We start from the raw sequence: 18,061 nt of genomic DNA on the forward strand, positions 1-18,061 counted from the left end.
GTGGTTATCGAATCGAGTACTGACCAATAAAGGACTTAGTTGCTCTTGAGTACTAGCTATACGTAGTCAACTACGACAGCAGTGGCGCTTTGGTGACCGAGGGGGCTCTAGGCGCTAAGCGGCCCCTTCGGCCAAAAGCGGGCATCACATATCTACAAAATAGAGGCGACTCACCTTCTTATCCTTATCGCAAATTAGATTAACTGAGTTATTTAGATCAATTTTTCCACTTTCATCCAATTTATGATATTCGATAGATTTTGCGGCTCCGGGATTTTAGCGGCCGTAAGCATGCGATGAATTCGTTGCTCATATCTCCGGGGATCCGCAGGAAGATTTCGCCACTTATCATTTTTACTGGTTAGGTTTCGCAGGCGCTGTTCAAGCAAACGCTCGCTTTGCGCTGACACACTTAGTGCAGCATCAAAAGTACAAATGAGCTTTCGGACGATAGTCGAAAACAATATGCAATCTCGAAGATTAAGCGAAATTTTCTCTCCTGCAACTTGGGCTGGCAAGGAGAAGTTGTGCTTGAATGGAGATGGCTTTTTGCCCTGCTCTAAAGTCAGCGCCGTCTGCAAATCCACAATAGACTGCGTACACAGCCCTTCAGAGTGAATAATTGAGTTTCGGCATTTCTTAAAATAGCCGTATGCAATTAGGTATGAGTTAATATTTGGCCAGCAGTTTAGTTTTGAGGACCTCAGTGTAGGGAAGAACTCTTTAACCATAAGCGAAGACGTGCTGCTGTTTGCATCACTGACAACAGCCATATATCCAGGGCTTTGGGCATTCACATACGGAAACTGCAAACTCTTGACATGTTTTTCGGCTTTTCGTTTTGAGAACAGATCATGACACACCTTCTCGGCCCAGCCTTCGTAAAGTGTGCAGCATTCGAATAGAAGCCACTTTGAAAATCCCTGCTCGTGAGTGTCCCAAGTTGAATTAAGGAAGGCATGCCTTAAGTCAATCCCTCCCGGCATCGGCAGTCCAGACAAAAATTTCTGCTCGATGTCCTTAATATGCAAATCAGGGAATTGATCTTTAAATCCCCTCACTTGCCACCATAATTCTCGCAGTCCTGCATAATTTGCCCATATAAAGGTGAAAGCGTCGCCAAGGCGTCCATCAACACTTTGAGTGGAAGAAAAGAAAAAGCCTGGTTTTGTTGTTGCCATATACCTTCCTTGTTAAATTTTGGTCATTACAGGCCGGAGCCTGCCGAAAATAGTCATTCGACTTAGCCCTTGTCTTTCACTGTACTATCACTCAGTATGTCAAGCCTCTGCGCGAATCTTACGAGCAGTACAGTTGCCAGGCGCTAGCAGAGACGAGGGATAGAAAGAATCGGCCCATGATCACTTGAGTGCTATTCGTCTGGACCGCCAGTCTCGCCAAACAAGAATTTCCCTATGTACCAAATTGACCGTCCAACATTGTGAATAAGCTGCTCGCCTTGTCGCAAAGGTGAGCTATCTTCATTTACGCCCGCGAGCTTAATCGCGTCTTTAACTTTCGAACCAGTAGGATGTGCGTCTCCTACGCGCATATCATAGGCACCGGCAATTTCAGTAAACACCTTCTGGGCGCCTTCGATTCCAATGCTCTGAGCCAAAATGCTTTGTAGCAATTTATTCGAGCCAAGTTTATCTTTCTCTGCATGCGTAGAAAGCTTGCGTAGTTCGCGTACGTTGAGCCTGTCGGAGAATACTCGAATAATGTCTTTGGCTAATCTGAGTAGGGTTGCTGTATCTCTGCTCGCAAATCTAGATATTTGCTGCCCTGTCTCGGCGTCATCAATATCATGGGTGAATAGGGATATATTATATTTTTCCCGAAATCCATTTTCTAGAAGCCTCATGCTTCCAAAGAATAGTTCTTCAACCGCATGTGTAGATGCTGGTTTTGCCTTCACCTGCGATTCTAGCAACTCGCTTGAGACTTTCCCTTCAGGTGCAATATTATGTGCTGCCCAAACATGTTGCTCCCACGAAGCCAAGCGTGCGACGTCATAGGCGTAGACGGTAACCAGGTCAGCGCTATTGATCCCAAAGTGAGTTTTATACCCCGACGTGGACTGAATTGCCCCAGTTTCGCCGGTGTACCATTTTAATTTAAAGCCGCGATTATTCAGAAGCTCAGTGACAACGCTCGCCCGAAACCACAACCAACGACCGATTTCCTCGCTCTTAAGCGCTCGTGACGGCATTCGAGTTCCATCTGTTTCAACGATGAACTGAGGGAGGTTCGGGTCAGTATCTCCACGAACTCGCTGACTTTTTGATTGGTGGTCGACCCACTCCTCCCGCCAAAATTCCCCCTCGACCCGAACACCCTTATAGCCTCCATGATACCCATCGGAGCTTTCATGGCCTGTGTTCGTATCATTTTCAGGGCCCATCACCGGAGCGTCTTCATCCTCATCAACGTCGGTCCTCCAGGCACGAAACATCGCCCAGCTTCCTCCGAACACATCATTGAGATCCCTAACGATTAGCTCGAACCTGCCGTTATCTCTTTCCTCACTTCGCGTTTGCAAATTTAAATAAACGCTACTCTGCAATGCGGCGACGTTTTCTACTCGCTGTCGATAATATGCCAAGCGGAGTGACAGGTTTCTAGCTGCCAAATAGTCAATTAGAAACTCCCTTTTTATTTCAATAAGACTATGCTCGCCGTTCGAATCAAAGGTTTCGCGAGCTACTACTATGAAATTTTCTTCAGGCCTAACCCAGTTATCACCTTCCTTGATGAGGCGTAGCGCAACGATGAGATCAGGGCTCAATATCCATTTACTGCCTCCAATGACAGGTTGCGGCTGCTCATAAACTAAATTAAAGCCTATCGCCTCTTTATCATTGTATTGATATTGATCGATTGATGCATAATATCCATCTTCGTACGCATGCGGGGCGATCGAATGTCCAATTCCTATGTCGCTCCAGCCAAGATTCTTCTCAACCAGCGCTCGATGCTCTGGCGGAAATGCAACGGAGCCACAACCGAAATATTCACTGACATGGCCTACCTGTTTTACATCTCCTTCCTTTTTCTCTATAGCTGCTCTCAAAGGAACCCATGCCGCGTTAGAAAATACTCTGCGAGTTTCCTTGGTTTGGAGAATCCACTCTTCAGTCATGGTTAAGCTTCCGTTATTCATAACAGCGTCTTGGTCATGCGCGAATTTTCTTCGTCTTGTTTAAATATAGGCTTGCAGCTGCTCGCTATCCACGTGCAGGCTATTCGGGATACCCACCTTGTCAAGAGTGTACCGACGTACCTAGCGCAGAATGCTCACCTGTATTATTTGCTGAATTGTCCCGGCTTTCCCCGGCCACTCGATGACTACTTTTGGCCGATTGCGGCCGTTGATAGCTGATGCCTTAGCTGCCAATGGTTAGGCTCGGCGCGAACTGCCATCTACAACGCATCACCCGCAAGGCACCTCCTCCCCTTGCCCTAAACCCTCCCCCTCCCTATCCTCCCCCAGCCACGGTAAATCCCGTGGTCGGGTTTGACAGCCCGCATACGTTGGCGCGATTGCGCCAGTTGGTGCATGCGAAAAACGGCGAATGTTTTTTGCAGGCATCAGCACGCATGCAGTTTTCATAACTGCTCTGCTTTATGGCAGGTCGCGCGGGGAGGTCCTCGTGGCCTGCCGGTTCCAACGTACCGGTCTGTCAACCCCGCGTGCCCTGTCACCCTTCGATTGACAGCGAATGGCGACAGCTACCTGACCTTACGTTGGAGCTGCACCATGCATGACGCATCCACCCCCATCACCTTTCAACGCCACTGCCATCAACTGCGCGCGGTGATGATCGACAACCGCCCCTGGTTCGTCGCCATCGATTTCGCCCTGATGATCGCCGCTGCCCGGCCCTATCGGCTGACCAAGCGCCTGTATCCCCACCAGCACCGTTTCGCGATGCTGCGCTTTGCCACCGGTCGTTGCGAGGAACTGGAGTTGATCAGCGAGGCCGGGCTTTACCGGGCGCTGTATCGCTTCGGGCACCCGGAGCATTGCGCGTTGAGCCAGTGGCTCAGCGATGAGGTGATCCCGGCGCTGTACGACTATCACCGCGAGGTCGATGCCAGCCCGCGACGCATTCTGATGACCTGGGCGAACCAGCGTGTCGGCGCCCTGCGTTGGCAGGGGGAGCTGTGGATCGCGCGGCGGGACCTGCCGCATTTCATGGCGGCGCACGATGACCCGGCGCTGAGTGATGGACCTAGCTGGAAGCGGTTCTTCTAGGGCAGCAGCGAGTACGCCGCATGGAGGTGCGGCGTTTCCGGCCCCGGCGGCGCCCGCTGGCCGGCCAACTACCATTCAGCATGTTTATCCCCGCCAATACGGCCGTGAATGGCGGTTCGGCGCGGCTTGACCTTGAACCGGACTTGAACCTTAGGGTTCGACCCAGCGCCCCGTGCCCTTCGTCTTCGGGCGCGCTACGGACTTGAGGAGACCCCATGCAAACCATCCTGGGTGCCACCGGCCAGATCGCGGTGGAGTTGGCGCGGGAGCTGAACCGCGCCTATACGACGGACCTTCGGCTGGTGAGCCGCAGCCCGCGCAAGGTCAATGACGCCGATACACTGCTGCCGGCGGACCTGCTCGATGCCGGGCAGGCGGCCAGGGCGGTCGAGGGGAGCGACACCGTGTATTTCACGGCGGGCCTGCCGCCGGATACGCAGCTCTGGGAGACGCAGTTCCCGGTGATGTTGAAGAACGCTCTGGAGGCTACCCGTGCGGCCAAGGCTCGGTTCGTCTATTTCGACAACACCTATATGTACCCACAGGACGCCCGCCCACTGACCGAGGCGACGCCGTTCGAGCCGGTCGGGCGCAAAGGCCGGGTGCGCGCGAAGATGGCGTCGATGGTGCTGGAGGAGATGGCGCGGGGAGAAATCCCGGTGCTTATCGGCCGGGCCCCTGAGTTCTATGGCCCGGACAAGACGCAAAGCATCACCAACACCCTGGTCATCGACAAACTCAAGGCGGGCCAGACGCCCCGCGTACCGGTGCGGGATGACACCCGACGCACCCTGATCTGGACCCCGGACGCGAGCCGCGCGCTGGCGGCCCTGGGCAATGCGCCGGATGCTTTCGGGCAGACCTGGCACCTGCCCTGCGATGACGACCGGCTGACCTACCGGCAGTTCGTGGCCCTGGCGTCCGAGTGGGTTGGCCGCGAGCCCTCCTATAAGGTGCTCGGCAAGTGGACCTTGCTGGCCGCCGGCCTGGTGTCCCGCCAGGTGCGCGAGCTGAGGGAGCTGCTGCCGCGCTACGAGCACGACAATCTCTTCGACTCCTCCAAGTTCAAGCAGCGGTTCCCCGAATTCGAGGTGACCACCTACCGCCAGGGACTCGAACAGGTGCTCGCCGGCTCGATTCGCCAGGCCTGATGAAAACGCCGCATGAAAGTGCGGCGTTTTCTTTGTTGCGTGTGCCGGACAGGAACGGTGGGCTGAAGCGGAACGCCGCCCGCCCCCCCTACAGGACTGTCGTGATTCACCTTGGACGTAGGGTGTGTTGCGCGCACCTGGAGCTCGCCGGAAGCACCGAGCGGAGGTGCGCACGGCACACCCTACGGCACGCGTTCACCCTGCCGGTTCTTCCACTTGAGCTCGAATGAAAACGCCGCATGGGAATGCGGCGTTTTTTGTGGGATGCACCACGCCTCAGGCCGCTCTGCCCTGCCCCGCGCGGCGGCGCGACGAAAGCGGCAGCAGGTGGCGCAGTTCCTCTTCGACGATGCGGTTTTCGAGGCGCATGTCGAGCATGGGGCAGCTCAGTTCCAGGCAGTCGCCGTGCTGCAGGTGCGTGGCGACGATCTCGCTGTCGAGGCGGCTGAACAGGTAGTGCACCATGCCCGGCTGGAGGAACTGCGGGTGCTGTTCCAACAGGGCTTCGCCGGCTTCCCGCGAGGCGCGCCAGGCCTGCGGGTCGAGGCGCAGGTGGGTTTCGCTGAAGCAGGTGCCATTGCGCTCGATGCGTTGCCGCAGGTGCAGCGGTTCGTCCAGCTCGCCCAGCAGCAGTTCCGAGGCCACCGCGCATTCCAGCAGGTGGGCGCGGGCGGATTGGCCCTGCAGCGGGTCGTGCAGGTCGTGGCCGAGGGTGACGCCGATGTGGAGCAACTGGCCCCGCGAGCCCACCAGGTAGATGGAGACCAGGCAGGCGTCCGCCGCGATGGCCTGGACGTGGTACGGCACTTCGAGGTCATCGCGGTCGATGCGCAGGACGCGGCCATTGCCCTTGTAGAACCAGCCCGCGTCATCCCGCGCACCCAGCGGCAGGCCGCTGACGTGGGTGAGCAGCGGGTTGTCGGGCATGGCGGGCGGACGCAGGCGGGTTTCCTGACGCAGGGCGGGCAGCGTGTGCGTCGGGCCCGGCAGGTGGCGCAGGTGCGCCAGGTGGTCCTGGTGGCGGCGCGCGCAGTCCTGCAGGGTCTGGTAGAGGCCGCTGCTTTCGCCGTGGACGCGCACCGTATGCGCGGGGTCGTCGCCCAGCAGGCCGATGCGCGGCCCACCGCTGTGTTCGATGTCGAGGACTTTCAGGTAGTCGCCCATTTCAATTACTCCCTTATTAACAATGCGCGGTTGGCCGGTAGCTCTGTGCCGCGCGCTGTTTGCGCGCGACGCTCCTTGAGCCCGAAGGCCAGACACAGGCCGCTGAGGCTGCCGGCCAGCGCCAGGTAGAGGATCGCCGGCAGGCCGTGGTGGGTGGCGAGGTAGCCAGCGAGGATCGGCGCCAGGCCGCCGCCGAGGATTTCCCCGAAGCCGATGACGATGCCGGTGGCCGCTGTGAGCAGGTGTGGTGCCACCGACTCGCCGGTGAGCGGGCCGACGGTCAGGCAGATGAGGCTGAAGTTGAAGAAGGTGATGCAGAACAGCACCCCGAACAGCAACCAGGGCTGCGCTGGCGTGACGATCAAGGTGGCCACCAGTGCCGCACTGGCGCAGAACGACAGGAGCACCATCGGCTTGCGCCCGAAGCGGTCGGACAGCCCGGGGATGACCAGTTGCCCGACGAAGCCGCCGAAGCCGATCGCCGAGATCACCAGCGCCATCGCCTCCAGCGACAGCCCGAGGTGGTCGGTGAGGTAGCTGGGCAGCAGCGCGCAGAGCACGAACTGGCAGGTGAGGATGCAGAACATGATGCCGATGTTGCGCCGCACGTTGCCGCTGCCCAGTGCTGCCAGCCACAGGTGCCAGGGCCGCTCCGCCGTGGTGGCGGCCAGCGCCGGGACCGGGCGGTAGGTGCGCTGCAGCAGCCAGGCGAGGATGAACCCCGGGATGGCGACGCTGACGAACACCCAGCGCCAGGAACCGAGCCAGGCCAGCAGGCCGGCGGCGATCAGTGGGCCGAACCCGAGCGCGAGGATCGGGAACACCGCCTGCTGCACACCGAGGTTGAAGCCGCTGCGCCGGGGGTGCGAGACCTGGGTGGTGACGCTGATGCTGGTGGGCGTGAACGCGCCTTCCGAGAAGCCCATGAGGCCGCGCAGGAGGATCAGCCCGAGCACGCCCCCGGCCAGGGCGGAGAAGCCCGAGAGCAGGGAGAACGCCAGCACCGAGACCACCAGCACGCGCTTGGCGCCGAGCCGCTCCACCAGGCAGCCCATGCCCAGGGCGGAGACGCCCCAGGTGAGCGCCAGGGCCGCGGAGATGTTGCCGAGGTCCTGATAGTCCAGCTGCAGGTCGCGCATGATCAGCGGGAACAGCGGCAGGATGATGAAGCGATCCAGCCCCACCAGGCCGAAGCTCAGCGACAGCAGGATCACCATTCGTGTTTCGTAGCGGGCATCCCAGCCCGTATCGCTTGCCTGCTTGCGCATGGCCTGCCCTCCTCAACTAAGGAGAAAGAGGGTGGCGCGGGTTACCCCGCGCCACCGTGCCCGAGGGTACTCAGGCTGCCCATTCACCGAGTGCCATTTCAGCGGTGAAGCCCGGCCCGAACGCGGCGAGCAGGCCTTTGCTGCCGGGTTTGGGGGAGCTGTCGAACTGCCGGCGGAGCACGTCGAAGACCACGACGCTGGCGATGTTGCCGGCCTCCGACAGGCTGGTGCGCGAGAGCGAGACACGCTCGGACGGCAGGTCCAGGTGGCGGACCAGTTCGTCAAGGATCTTGCGGCCGCCGGTGTGGAAGATGAAGAAGTCGTTCTCCGCGCAGTTCTGCTGGTAGCCGGCCTGGTTGAGGCGCTCGATCACCGGGGCGACGTCCTTGATGGAGTTCATCACGGCCTTGTCCAGGGTGAAGTGGAAGCCGGTGTCCTTCACGTCGTACTTGATGAAGTGCTCGCTGTTGGGCAGGAAGAACGAGTCGGTGGCCTTGATGCGGAAGCCCTTGGCCTCGTCGTCCGCACGCAGCACGCAGGCGGAGACCGCGTCACCGAACAGGGCTGCCGAGATGAACGAGTGCAGCTTGGTGTCGTCCGGCTGGTAGCACAGCGAGGAGAACTCCAGCGACACGATGAGCACGTGGTTGTCGTCCTTCAGGGTGGCGAAGTCGTGGGCGCGGTTGATGGCGGCGGCACCGGCCACGCAGCCGAGCTGGGCGATGGGCAGCTGGACGGTGGAATTTGGCAGGCCGAGGTCGTTGATCAGGTGCGCGGTGAGCGACGGCATCATGAAACCGGTGCAGGAGGTGACGATGACCATGCGCACGTCCTCGGGCTTGAGGCCGGCGTTGTCCAGCGCCTGGCGGGCGGCCGCCGAAGACATTTCGCGGGCGGCGCGCTCGTAGACGATGCTGCGGTGGGTGAAACCGGTGTGGATGGCCAGCTCGTCGATGGGCAGCACCAGGTGGCGCTCGTTGACCTCGGTGTTGAGGATCATGCGCTTGGCCAGGGCCATGCGCGGGTGGTCGCTGTGCAGGCTTTCCAGATGCTCGATCATCTGCTGCTGGGTGATCTTGTGTTGCGGGAACAGTACGTGGGGCTGGCAAAGAGTCGACATGATGAATCCTCGTTAATCGTTCAAAATTTGTTCATTCGGTGGGTACAAACCCGTTCTTCAGGCACAGCCAAGCCCGTCGGCGCTGGCGGGGGCCAGCACTTCCCAGGAGGCGTCAGCAGGAGAAAAGGGCGTTAAACCGCACGCCGGAAAAAGGTTCTTGTTATGGCTGCCGCGGAGCCCATGCAGGCTCCGCGAGCGGAACACTCAGTGGTCGAGCACGAACTTGTAGGCGTACTGCCAGGCCAGGTTGCTTTCGCGCACCTGCTTGCGTACCACCATCCTCACGCGCGCCCCCACCTTGAGCTGGGCCTGGTCGACGACGTCGACGATCTCCGAGGCGATCACCAGGCCGTCGTCGAGACGCACCATGGCGATATGCCGCGGCACCACTTCGCCATAGCCCATGGCCGCGAGAATCGGGTTCTCGGCATTGGCCATGACTTCGATATGGCCGGTGCGCTGGCAGCGATAGGCGCTGACCTTGAGCGAGTTGCAGGCGCCGCAGACGGTGCGCCGGGGGAAGAAGATCTCCTGGCACTCGTCGCAGCGGGTGCCTTCGAGCCGGTACTTGCCGCCATGCTCGCGCCATTCGCGGAGCATGCTGGCGGTGGTCATCCGGTGGATCTGTTCGGGGTAGAGAGACATGGTCGACACTCCTTAGTCGTTGGACAGGACGATCACCGAGTTGTGGGCGGCATAGCCCCCCAGGTTCTGCGAGACGGCGATGCGCGCCCCGGGGACCTGGTTCTGGGACTCGCCGCGCAACTGGCGGAACAGTTCGGTGATGTGGAGGATGCCGTCGGCGCCCGAGGCGTGACCGCGACCGATGTTGCCGCCATCCGTGTTGAGCGGCAGTTCCCCGTCCAGGGCGATGCCGCCCTCGCGCACGAAATCACCGGCCTGGCCGGGCTTGCAGGCGCCCATGGATTCCATCTGGATCAGCCCGGCGCCGAGCAGGTCGTAGACCTGGGCGACGTCGATGTCCTTGGCGGTGATGCCGGCCTTCTTGTAGGCGAGCTCGGCGCAGGCGATGGAGTTGGCCGATACCGCCATGCCGACGTCCTGGGGCAGGCCCGGGTACTTCAGCGTCGGGTTGTGGTAGCGGGTGCCGTAGTAATGCGACACGCCGGTGTAGGCGCAGCCGCGAATGAACACCGGCTTGTCGGTGTATTTGTGCGCCAGGTGCTCGGCCACCAGGATCGCGCAACCGCTCGCCTCGCCCCAGGCCAGCATGGAGCCGCAGGCCTCGGTGCGCTTGAGCTCCTCGAGGCTGGGGATCGGCTGGCCGAAGCGGGTGGCGCCCGGGGTGTTGTGGGCGTAGATGCGCATCTGCCGGCCGAAGCTGGCGAGCACGTCCGCCTCGCGGCCGGCGTAGCCGTACTTGTGGAAGTACTCGGCGGTGGCCAGGGCGAAGGCATCGGTGTGGGAGATGCCGAGGAAGTAGTCGTACTCGCACTCGGTGCTCGAGCCGATGTACTCGGCGTAGTTGAAGTGGTCGGTCATCTTCTCGAAGCCGCCGCAGAGGACGATGTCGTACTCCCCGGAGGCGACCATCTGATGGCCCATCTGGAACGACACCGAGCTGCTGGTGCAGTTGGCGGTGCTCATGAAGGTGGGCGCCGGGCTGATGCCCAGGGCGTCGGACAGGGTCGGGCCGAGGCCGCCGTATTCGGAAATGCCTTCGCCGTGGTAGCCGTAGGCGACACCCTGGATCTCCCGCGGGTGCATCTTCGCGGCGTGGATGGCTTGGTAGGCGGACTCGACGATCATTTCCTTGAAGGTCTGCCGGACGCGGGAGTTGCCGGGTTTCGGCGTATGGGCGGCCGACACGATTGCAACGCGACGTGCAGTCATGGTTGTGCTCCTTGCAGGTACGGGCTGTTCTAGAGGTAGGCGGTCAGGGCGTAGTCGGCGCGCAAATACTTGAATTCGTATTTGATCGACGTGCCGTAGTCCACGTACACCTTGTTCTCCAGCACCTTGCGCAGCGGCTTGGCGCGCTGCTGGTAGGCGAGGATCGCGTCGGTGACCGTCAGCGCGATGGCATCGCTGCCGGCGCCGAACCCATACGAGGAGAGCAGGATCTTCTGGCCCGGCCGCGCCTGGTCGAGCACGTTGATCAGCCCCAGCAGCGGGCTGGCCGAACCGGTGTCGCCAACGCTGCCGGCGTAGATGCCGGGCTCGATCTGGCGCGGCTCGAAACCGAGGTGACGGCCCAGCGAATACGGCGTCGAGACCAGGTTCTGCTGGAACACCACGTAGTCGTAGTCGCTGCTGGAGGTTCCGAGCTTCTTGAACAGGCTGTGCACGGCGCGGGCGGTCTGCTCTTCCAGGCCGATGCTGTTCTTGTCGGAGCCCAGGCCCATGCCGGAGCGGATGTAGCGTTCGCCCTGGGGGCGGATGTTGTCGGCGACGTCGGCGGCGCAGGAGACGCTGCCGTCGAACTCGGCGATCAGGTTGTCGCGGCCCAGCAGCAGCGCGGCGGCACCGGCGCCGGCATAGGCTTCGGTGAGGTCGCCCGGGGCGGTGTTGCGGTTGATGGTGTCGGCGCCGATGGCCAGGGCGTTGCGGGCCATGCCCGAGGCGACCAGCGCGTGGCCGATCTGCAGCGCCGAGGTGCCGGACTTGCCGGCGAACTGGACGTCGGCGCAGAACGCGTCGTAGCCACTGCCGAGCATTTCCAGAATCACCGCCGCCGAGGCGCGGGATTCATAGGGGTTGGTGCAGGTGCCCAGGTAAAGGGCTTCGAGTTCGGCGATGCCGCCCCGCTCCAGCGCCTGCTGTGCCGCCTGGGCACCCAGGGTGATGACATCCTCGTCCGGCTGCAGCACCGCACGCTCGGTTATTCCTAACTGCTCCTTGACCAATCTCAGGTCGGCATTACGCCACACACTAAGCACGTCCTCGACTTTCAGGCGGCACACTGGCAACCCGTAGCCGTAGCTGACTATTCCTGTCTTTTGCACGGTCTATATCCTCTTGAGCACATTTTCATTGAGACGAGCCATCCCTTGCCGTCCGGGATAGGCAGCACGCAAATCACCTCGAAAAGAAAGTCTTGCTTGTTGTTGTTCTGATAGTCGGGAGCGAGAACTCCATTCGCTCGCCGCACGCGTCCACGGCGTCCGCTTTCACCCGGGCACCGATGTACATCACGCGAAGTCTCGCGCTTGCGCGCGCTGTTTTCAGCGCGGCTGAGGCCTTGAAGGCACTGCGCGGGTATCTACTGGTTGTTCTCACCCTCTCAACAAGATACGAAACGTACCGTATCTATTTTAGGAAACAATTTTGCTTCAGTTACCTATGAGATTGGGAAACCGGTAGCCTAGGGTCTATCTGCCTGTGATATGTGACCGCCGACCTGGTCCCCTCATCTCAAGAGGGATTCTGTTACAGAATAACTACTCGAAACGGTCCGTATCGTTTCGTAAAAACGAGCCTATACCTTAGAATCCGTTTGTCAATACATTTTCTATGGGGACTTTGCCTTGACTCGAACCCGCTCCAGGAGCTCCATCGGCTCGCTGCGCAGCCCGCATGCGCACAAAGCCATCCTCAAATCGACGACGGAAATACTGATGGAAAGCGGCTATGCCGGACTGAGCATCGAGTCCGTTGCCCGACGCGCCAGCGCCAGCAAGCCGACGATCTATCGCTGGTGGCGGAACAAGGCCGCGCTGATTGCGGAGGTCTACGAGAAGGAAAGCGAGCAGGTCAGGGTCTTTCCGGAATTGGGCTCATTCCGCGAAGATCTCTCCTTTCTGCTGCACAATCTCTGGAATATCTGGCGGGAAACCATTTGCGGCCTGGCCTTCCGCAGCGTCATCGCCGAAGCCCAGCTGGACCCGGAGACGCTCGAAGAGCTCAAGGACCAGTTCATGGAACGGCGCCGGGAAGTGCCCAAGCGCCTGGTGGAAAATGCGGTGAATCGCGGCGAGCTGCCGAAGGACATCAACCAGGATCTGCTGCTCGATATGATCTTCGGCTTCTGCTGGTACCGGTTGCTCACCGATCAGTTGCGCGCCGAACAGGACATCGACGATTTCATCAACTTGCTGATCAACGGTGTCTGCGCCTCCCCCACCGCTTGAGGCCAGAACGAGACCCGCAGGGATCGCGGGTCGCTCAAACGTCAGGCCGGGTGGCCTGAAAACTCGCGGTAGAGTTCCGGCAGGAAGCTCGCCAGATGGTTGAACTCGCACAGGTCATGCACCGCGAACTCGAACGCCAGCTCCTCCAGCCCGGCGGCATCCAATCCCAGCCTCGCCAGCAGCTGTTCCGCCCGCTCCGCCCCGGGGAACCGCGCCATCGATGGATGCGCACCGACCCAGTAACGGCTGGTCAGCCACATCCCCTCCTCCGTTTCCTTGAACAGATGGACCATCAGCGACACCGGCACATCCGGCTCCTGGGCCAGGCTCATCAATGCGCTGACGCTGCCATCGATCTTCGCCTCGCGGTACAGCGCCGGGTCCAGGCCCAGCTCCGCCGGGTCGTGGAAGTCGATCTTCAGGTCCATCAGCCGCGAGCCGACGTATTCCGTGGCGCAGAAGCTGTTGCCATACAGCCGGTGCTTGAAGCAGCGGTCGGTGTCACAGAGCTTATGGGCGTTCAGGCAGGGGTTCTTCACATGGGCATAGGGGAACCAGAGCATGTAGCGTTCGGCCTCCAGCGGATGCCAGAGGAACCACCACTCGAACATCTGCGCCGTGCAGCCCGGAAAGAACTTGCGGCTCTGGACATAGGCCATCGGCCCGTCCAGCAGGGCGTACCCGGCCTCTGCGCTGGCATAGTCCGGGTCGAGCAGGCGATTGATGTCGTCCACCGAGGGGGTCAGCGTCTGCTCCAGGGGCAGCGGCCCTTGCTGCAGCAGGCGCATGGCGGACAGCGGGACGCGCATGTCGCCACTGAAGAAGCGCGCATAGGGCTTGCCGCGGATCGCCTCGCGATTGCGCAGGAACTGCTTCTGCATGGGCAAGGAAAAATAACTGAATGGCACCATCACACGTGTTTGCATTGAAGTTAACCTGCATCGTTGGGTTCGATGAGGACCAGGTGCGGGTGGATCACATATCTCACCGCCCAGGCAAGGCGATGTCGGCCCCAGAGACGCTAGGACAGGCCAAAAGCAAAGTCAAATTTGAATTTAAACTAAGACAAGAAGAGTCGGCTCCATGACAACTACCGAGCAGCAGGCCCCAAGCCGCGCGCCTCGCCAGGATGGCCAGGCCACGCGCCAGCAGATTCTCGAGATCGCCGGCCAGGTTTTCGCTGAACGCGGCTTCGCCAATGCCACCAGCAAGGAGATCTGCGCCCGTTCGCAGGCCAACGTGGCGGCGGTGAACTATCACTTCGAGGGCAAGGACGGCCTCTACACCGCCGTCCTGCTGGAAGCCCACCAGCGCATCATGACCCTGGAGACCCTGGAAGCCCTGACCGCCAGCGAACTCTCCGGCGAGGACAAGCTGCGCCGGCTGATCACCGAGCTGCTGGCCAGCCTCGGCAGCCCACGCCTGGCCTGGCCGGCCAAGGTGCTGGCGCGGGAGCTGCTCTCGCCCTCCCCGCTGCTGCCGGCCGTCCTGAAGAAGGAGTCGTTCCCCAAGGCACGCGCCACCCGCCGCATCATCGGCGAACTACTGAACCTGCCCGAGGACGACCCGGCCGTACTGCGCAGCGCGCTGAATATCTTCTCGCCGTGCCTGTTCCTGCTGATCGCCCACGACAGCCTCAGCACCACCGTGCTGCCCGGCCTCGACACGGAGCCGCAGCCGCTGCTGGAGCACATGCTGGTATACGCCCTGGGCGGGCTCGCGGCGATCGGCGAGCACCACCGCAAGGCCACGACCCCGTAGCCCGGGCTTTAGTCCGGGGGCTTGGCTAGGAGCGTTCCCGGGCTGAAGCCCAGGCTACGTCCTGTTGTCGACACCGCATGGGTTTCACGTTGCTCTACCCATCCTACGCAAGGCTTCCCCGGAGTCTGCGGGCTACTCCGCCTCGCCATCCCAGGGCTTGCCGTCCAGCGGCCGCGCACGGGCTTCCTCGGCCTCGTCCAGGCCATCACCGGCGCCGATGTCGGCACCACCCACCACCGACAGGTCCTTGTCCGCCGGCAGCACACCGCCTTGGCCACGACCGGTGCGGGTCTCGTTCTCATCGATCAGCGTCTCGGGGCTGAGGTCGTCGGCTGAAACACCGTCCTCGTGCAGGCTGCGCCCCAGGGTTTCGCCACCGCTCATGCCGGCTTCACGCACGCGACGGTCGGGGAACTCGCGCTCCACCTCTTCCTCGGGACGCAGGTCACCCACCCTGCCCTGGCGCTCGTCCTTGCGGTCACTGAAATCCAGTTGCTCCATCGAGCCCATGCGGTCCTCGATGTCATCGATCTCGCGGGGTGTATAGGGCTTGCGCTGGCTGCTGCTCATGGCGTCTCTCCTGTTTTGGCGTGTTCAGGGTGGACCGACCCATGGCCGCAAAGATTCAGGCTGTTCGACGGCCTGTGTTCCAAGCGCCAGCCCCTTTTCCAGACAAACCTAGAATTCACATTAAGATTTTTATAGCCATATATTTCATATAGTTACGACATATATCTAAAGCCATTAGAGAGGAAATACGGTCTTTCCACCCGCGTTTCGGCTATTCCAGGTCCCATTTCGTGCAGGTGCCGCTCGCGGCCGTGGAATCCTGGCGAAAAGCGCATCATGGCCGCCATAAAATCAAAATAAATCACCTATTTATCAATCAGTTAAATGATTTTCCTCGACATGAAATCAAGATTAGATCGACGCCCGTCATCCCTTGAATGGGCTCGACGAAAACCACACGAACTTTCTTAGAACACAAAGCATCAGACCCTATAACCCCGTTCGGGGCCCGCCGCCCTGCCCGTCGCCTGGGCATCGCCATCACGCGCATCCAACAGTCCTGCCAACAGCACTGAAGAGAGAGGCCGATGAACAGCACCGCATTGCTCGATCGCTACCTGCAAGTCCGCCAGCACAGCGAAGCCCTGGTAGCCCCCCTGAGCGACGAAGACATGGTCGTGCAGTCCATGCCCGACGCCAGCCCGGCCAAGTGGCACCTGGCCCACACCACCTGGTTCTTCGAGACCTTCCTGCTGGCCCCGCGCCTGCCCGAGTACACGGTCTTCGACCCCACCTTCGCCTACCTCTTCAACTCCTATTACGAAGCCCTGGGCCCGCGCCAGCCTCGCCCGCAACGGGGCTTGCTGACCCGCCCACCGGTGGCCCGGCTGATGGCCTACCGGCGCTACATCGACGAGAACATGCATGTGTTGCTGCAGGGCGGCGTGACGGACGAGATCAGCGCGCTGGTGGAACTGGGCCTGGCCCACGAGCAGCAGCACCAGGAACTGTTGCTCATGGATGTGCTGCACCTGTTCAGCCTCTCGCCCCTGCAGCCCGCCTACTCCCCCCGCTGGCGCGAGCCGGGCAGTGATCGGCCCGCGCGTTTCGTTGCCCTGGCCGGTGGGCTGGTGGAGATCGGCCACGACGGTCAGGGTTTCGCCTTCGATAACGAAGGGCCGCGTCACAAGGTGTTCCTGCAACCCTTCCAGATCGCCGACCGCCTGGTGAGCAACGCCCAGTGGCTGGCCTTCATCGAGGCGGGCGGCTATTCCCGCGCCGACCTCTGGCTCTCGGAAGGCTGGGCGCGGGTGCAGGAAGAAGGCTGGGAAGCCCCGATGTACTGGCGACGCGGCGATGAAGGCTGGATGGAGATGGGCCTCGGCGGCCTGCACCCGCTGCAAGACGCCTCCCCCGTCACCCATATCAGCTACTACGAAGCCTGTGCCTACGCGGCCTGGGCCGATGCGCGCCTGCCCAGCGAGGCGGAGTGGGAAGTCGCCGCCCGCGCCGGCCTGCTCGGCCAGGTGGAAGATTGCGCCTGGCAATGGACCGCCAGCGCCTATACGCCCTACCCCGGCTTCCACCCCTCCGCCGGGGCCGTGGGCGAGTACAACGGCAAGTTCATGGTCAGCCAGATGGTCCTGCGTGGCGGCGCCAGCATCACCCCGGCCGGGCATGCGCGGCCCAGCTACCGCAACTTCTTCTACCCGGCACAACGCTGGATGTTCTCCGGGCTGCGCCTGGCCCGCGACGCCCGCACTGGTGAAGACGCCAGCGAGCACGAAGGCTTTGCCGAAGACGTGCGCAGCGGGCTGGGTGCACCGACCAAGAGCCTGCCACCGAAATACTTCTACGACGCCACGGGCTCCGAGCTGTTCGAGGCCATCTGCCGCACCCGCGAGTACTACCCCACGCGCATGGAGACGGCGCTGCTGCGCGAGATCGCCGAAGAGCTGTCGACGGTCATCCCCCGTGGCGCGGCGCTGGTGGAGTTCGGCAGCGGCGCCAGCCTGAAGACCCGCCTGCTGCTCGACGCGGCGCCGCAGATCGGCCTCTACCTGCCCATCGACATCAGCGAATCCGCCCTGCGCAAGGCCACAACCATGCTCGAAGGCGCCTACCCCGAGCTGCGGGTGCTGCCCCAGGTCGGCGACTTCACCCACCTGCCGCACCTGCCCCCAGCAGCGGCCTCACGGGCGCGGGTGGCATTCTTCCCCGGCTCCACCCTGGGCAACTTCACCCCGGCGGAGGCGCTGCGCTTCCTGCGTTCGGTGCGGCGCTTCCTCGGGCGCGAGGCGCGGTTGATCCTCGGCCTGGACATGCAGAAGGACGTCGCCACCCTGGAGGCCGCCTACGACGATGCCGACGGCATCACCGCGCAGTTCAACAAGAACCTGCTCACCCGCATCAACCGCGAGCTGGGCGGCGACTTCGACCTCGACGCCTTCACCCACCTGGCCCGCTGGAACCCGCAGGACAGCTGCATGGAGATGTTCCTGGTCAGCCATCAGGACCAGGAGGTGCGTGCGGCCGGCCGGCGCTTCCACTTCGCCGCCGGGGAACGCCTGCACACCGAGTGCTCCCACAAGTACAGCCTGGAAGGCATCGCCGAGATGGCGGCCGAATCCGGCTGGCACCTGGCCCGCCACTGGCTGAGCCCGGAGCCGCAGGTGGGGATATTCGTGCTGGAAGGGAGTTGATCCGCTCGGGGATCCTGAGGGAAGCCGGGGCGCGAA

At 61.5% G+C, this 18,061-nt stretch carries 15 protein-coding genes; 5 read left to right on the forward strand and 10 right to left on the reverse strand.

Features of this window, described 5'->3' with window-relative positions; genetic code table 11:
• Window positions 1-212: 212 nt before the first annotated feature.
• A complete protein-coding gene (locus PSm6_RS25775; RefSeq protein WP_265168634.1) occupies window positions 213-1,181 on the reverse strand; it encodes a hypothetical protein in 969 nt (322 codons plus the stop codon).
• A gap of 191 nt (window positions 1,182-1,372) precedes the next feature.
• Window positions 1,373-3,142 (reverse strand): hypothetical protein, encoded by a 1,770-nt coding sequence (locus PSm6_RS25780; RefSeq protein ID WP_265168635.1) that lies wholly within the window; start codon window positions 3,140-3,142, stop codon window positions 1,373-1,375.
• Window positions 3,143-3,760: 618 nt separating this feature from the next.
• Here PSm6_RS25780 and PSm6_RS25785 point away from each other — a divergent pair.
• Both PSm6_RS25785 and PSm6_RS25790 read left to right on the forward strand, forming a co-directional pair.
• Window positions 3,761-4,258: a BRO-N domain-containing protein gene (locus tag PSm6_RS25785; RefSeq protein ID WP_043246756.1), complete on the forward strand. Its 498-nt coding sequence runs from the start codon at window positions 3,761-3,763 to the stop codon at window positions 4,256-4,258.
• A 215-nt stretch (window positions 4,259-4,473) separates the two neighbouring features.
• Window positions 4,474-5,409 (forward strand): NAD-dependent epimerase/dehydratase family protein, encoded by a 936-nt coding sequence (locus PSm6_RS25790; protein ID WP_043246758.1) that lies wholly within the window; start codon window positions 4,474-4,476, stop codon window positions 5,407-5,409.
• 276 nt (window positions 5,410-5,685) lie between these two features.
• Here the strand turns inward: PSm6_RS25790 and PSm6_RS25795 are convergent, their stop codons facing one another.
• The 6 genes from PSm6_RS25795 to PSm6_RS25820 all read right to left on the reverse strand — a co-directional run bounded on the left by PSm6_RS25795 (window position 5,686) and on the right by PSm6_RS25820 (window position 11,927).
• Complete coding sequence (locus PSm6_RS25795; RefSeq protein ID WP_265168637.1) at window positions 5,686-6,573, reverse strand: fumarylacetoacetate hydrolase; 888 nt, start codon at window positions 6,571-6,573, stop codon at window positions 5,686-5,688.
• A 5-nt stretch (window positions 6,574-6,578) separates the two neighbouring features.
• The gene (locus tag PSm6_RS25800) at window positions 6,579-7,841 is read right to left on the reverse strand and encodes an MFS transporter (protein WP_043246760.1); all 1,263 of its coding nucleotides are present in this window, start codon (window positions 7,839-7,841) and stop codon (window positions 6,579-6,581) included.
• 70 nt (window positions 7,842-7,911) lie between these two features.
• A complete protein-coding gene (locus PSm6_RS25805) occupies window positions 7,912-8,961 on the reverse strand; it encodes a type III polyketide synthase (protein WP_265168639.1) in 1,050 nt (349 codons plus the stop codon).
• 204 nt (window positions 8,962-9,165) lie between these two features.
• Window positions 9,166-9,606, reverse strand: coding sequence for a Zn-ribbon domain-containing OB-fold protein (locus PSm6_RS25810; protein ID WP_184490462.1), 441 nt, complete (start codon window positions 9,604-9,606; stop codon window positions 9,166-9,168).
• Between the two features lie 12 nt (window positions 9,607-9,618).
• The gene (locus tag PSm6_RS25815) at window positions 9,619-10,815 is read right to left on the reverse strand and encodes a thiolase family protein (protein ID WP_184490463.1); all 1,197 of its coding nucleotides are present in this window, start codon (window positions 10,813-10,815) and stop codon (window positions 9,619-9,621) included.
• A 29-nt stretch (window positions 10,816-10,844) separates the two neighbouring features.
• Entirely contained in the window at window positions 10,845-11,927 is a 1,083-nt protein-coding gene (locus tag PSm6_RS25820; protein ID WP_265168640.1) for a hydroxymethylglutaryl-CoA synthase, read from the reverse strand.
• Window positions 11,928-12,449: 522 nt separating this feature from the next.
• On the opposite strand from PSm6_RS25820, the gene PSm6_RS25825 reads away from it, so the two are divergent.
• Entirely contained in the window at window positions 12,450-13,052 is a 603-nt protein-coding gene (locus PSm6_RS25825) for a TetR/AcrR family transcriptional regulator (RefSeq protein ID WP_031288662.1), read from the forward strand.
• Between the two features lie 41 nt (window positions 13,053-13,093).
• Here PSm6_RS25825 and phlG read toward each other — a convergent pair whose 3' ends face one another.
• Entirely contained in the window at window positions 13,094-13,978 is an 885-nt protein-coding gene (phlG, locus tag PSm6_RS25830; RefSeq protein WP_043246616.1) for a 2,4-diacetylphloroglucinol hydrolase, read from the reverse strand.
• A 157-nt stretch (window positions 13,979-14,135) separates the two neighbouring features.
• On the opposite strand from phlG, the gene PSm6_RS25835 reads away from it, so the two are divergent.
• Window positions 14,136-14,813: a TetR/AcrR family transcriptional regulator gene (locus PSm6_RS25835; RefSeq protein WP_021221859.1), complete on the forward strand. Its 678-nt coding sequence runs from the start codon at window positions 14,136-14,138 to the stop codon at window positions 14,811-14,813.
• Between the two features lie 132 nt (window positions 14,814-14,945).
• On the opposite strand, the gene PSm6_RS25840 is transcribed toward PSm6_RS25835, so the two are convergent.
• The gene (locus PSm6_RS25840; RefSeq protein WP_021221858.1) at window positions 14,946-15,383 is read right to left on the reverse strand and encodes a hypothetical protein; all 438 of its coding nucleotides are present in this window, start codon (window positions 15,381-15,383) and stop codon (window positions 14,946-14,948) included.
• A 527-nt stretch (window positions 15,384-15,910) separates the two neighbouring features.
• Here PSm6_RS25840 and egtB point away from each other — a divergent pair.
• On the forward strand, window positions 15,911-18,025 hold the full coding sequence (gene egtB / locus PSm6_RS25845) for an ergothioneine biosynthesis protein EgtB (protein WP_265168642.1): 2,115 nt from the start codon (window positions 15,911-15,913) through the stop codon (window positions 18,023-18,025).
• The last annotated feature ends 36 nt before the right edge of the window (window positions 18,026-18,061 follow it).

The sequence above is a fragment of the Pseudomonas solani genome (assembly GCF_026072635.1).
Taxonomy (GTDB): domain Bacteria; phylum Pseudomonadota; class Gammaproteobacteria; order Pseudomonadales; family Pseudomonadaceae; genus Metapseudomonas; species Metapseudomonas solani.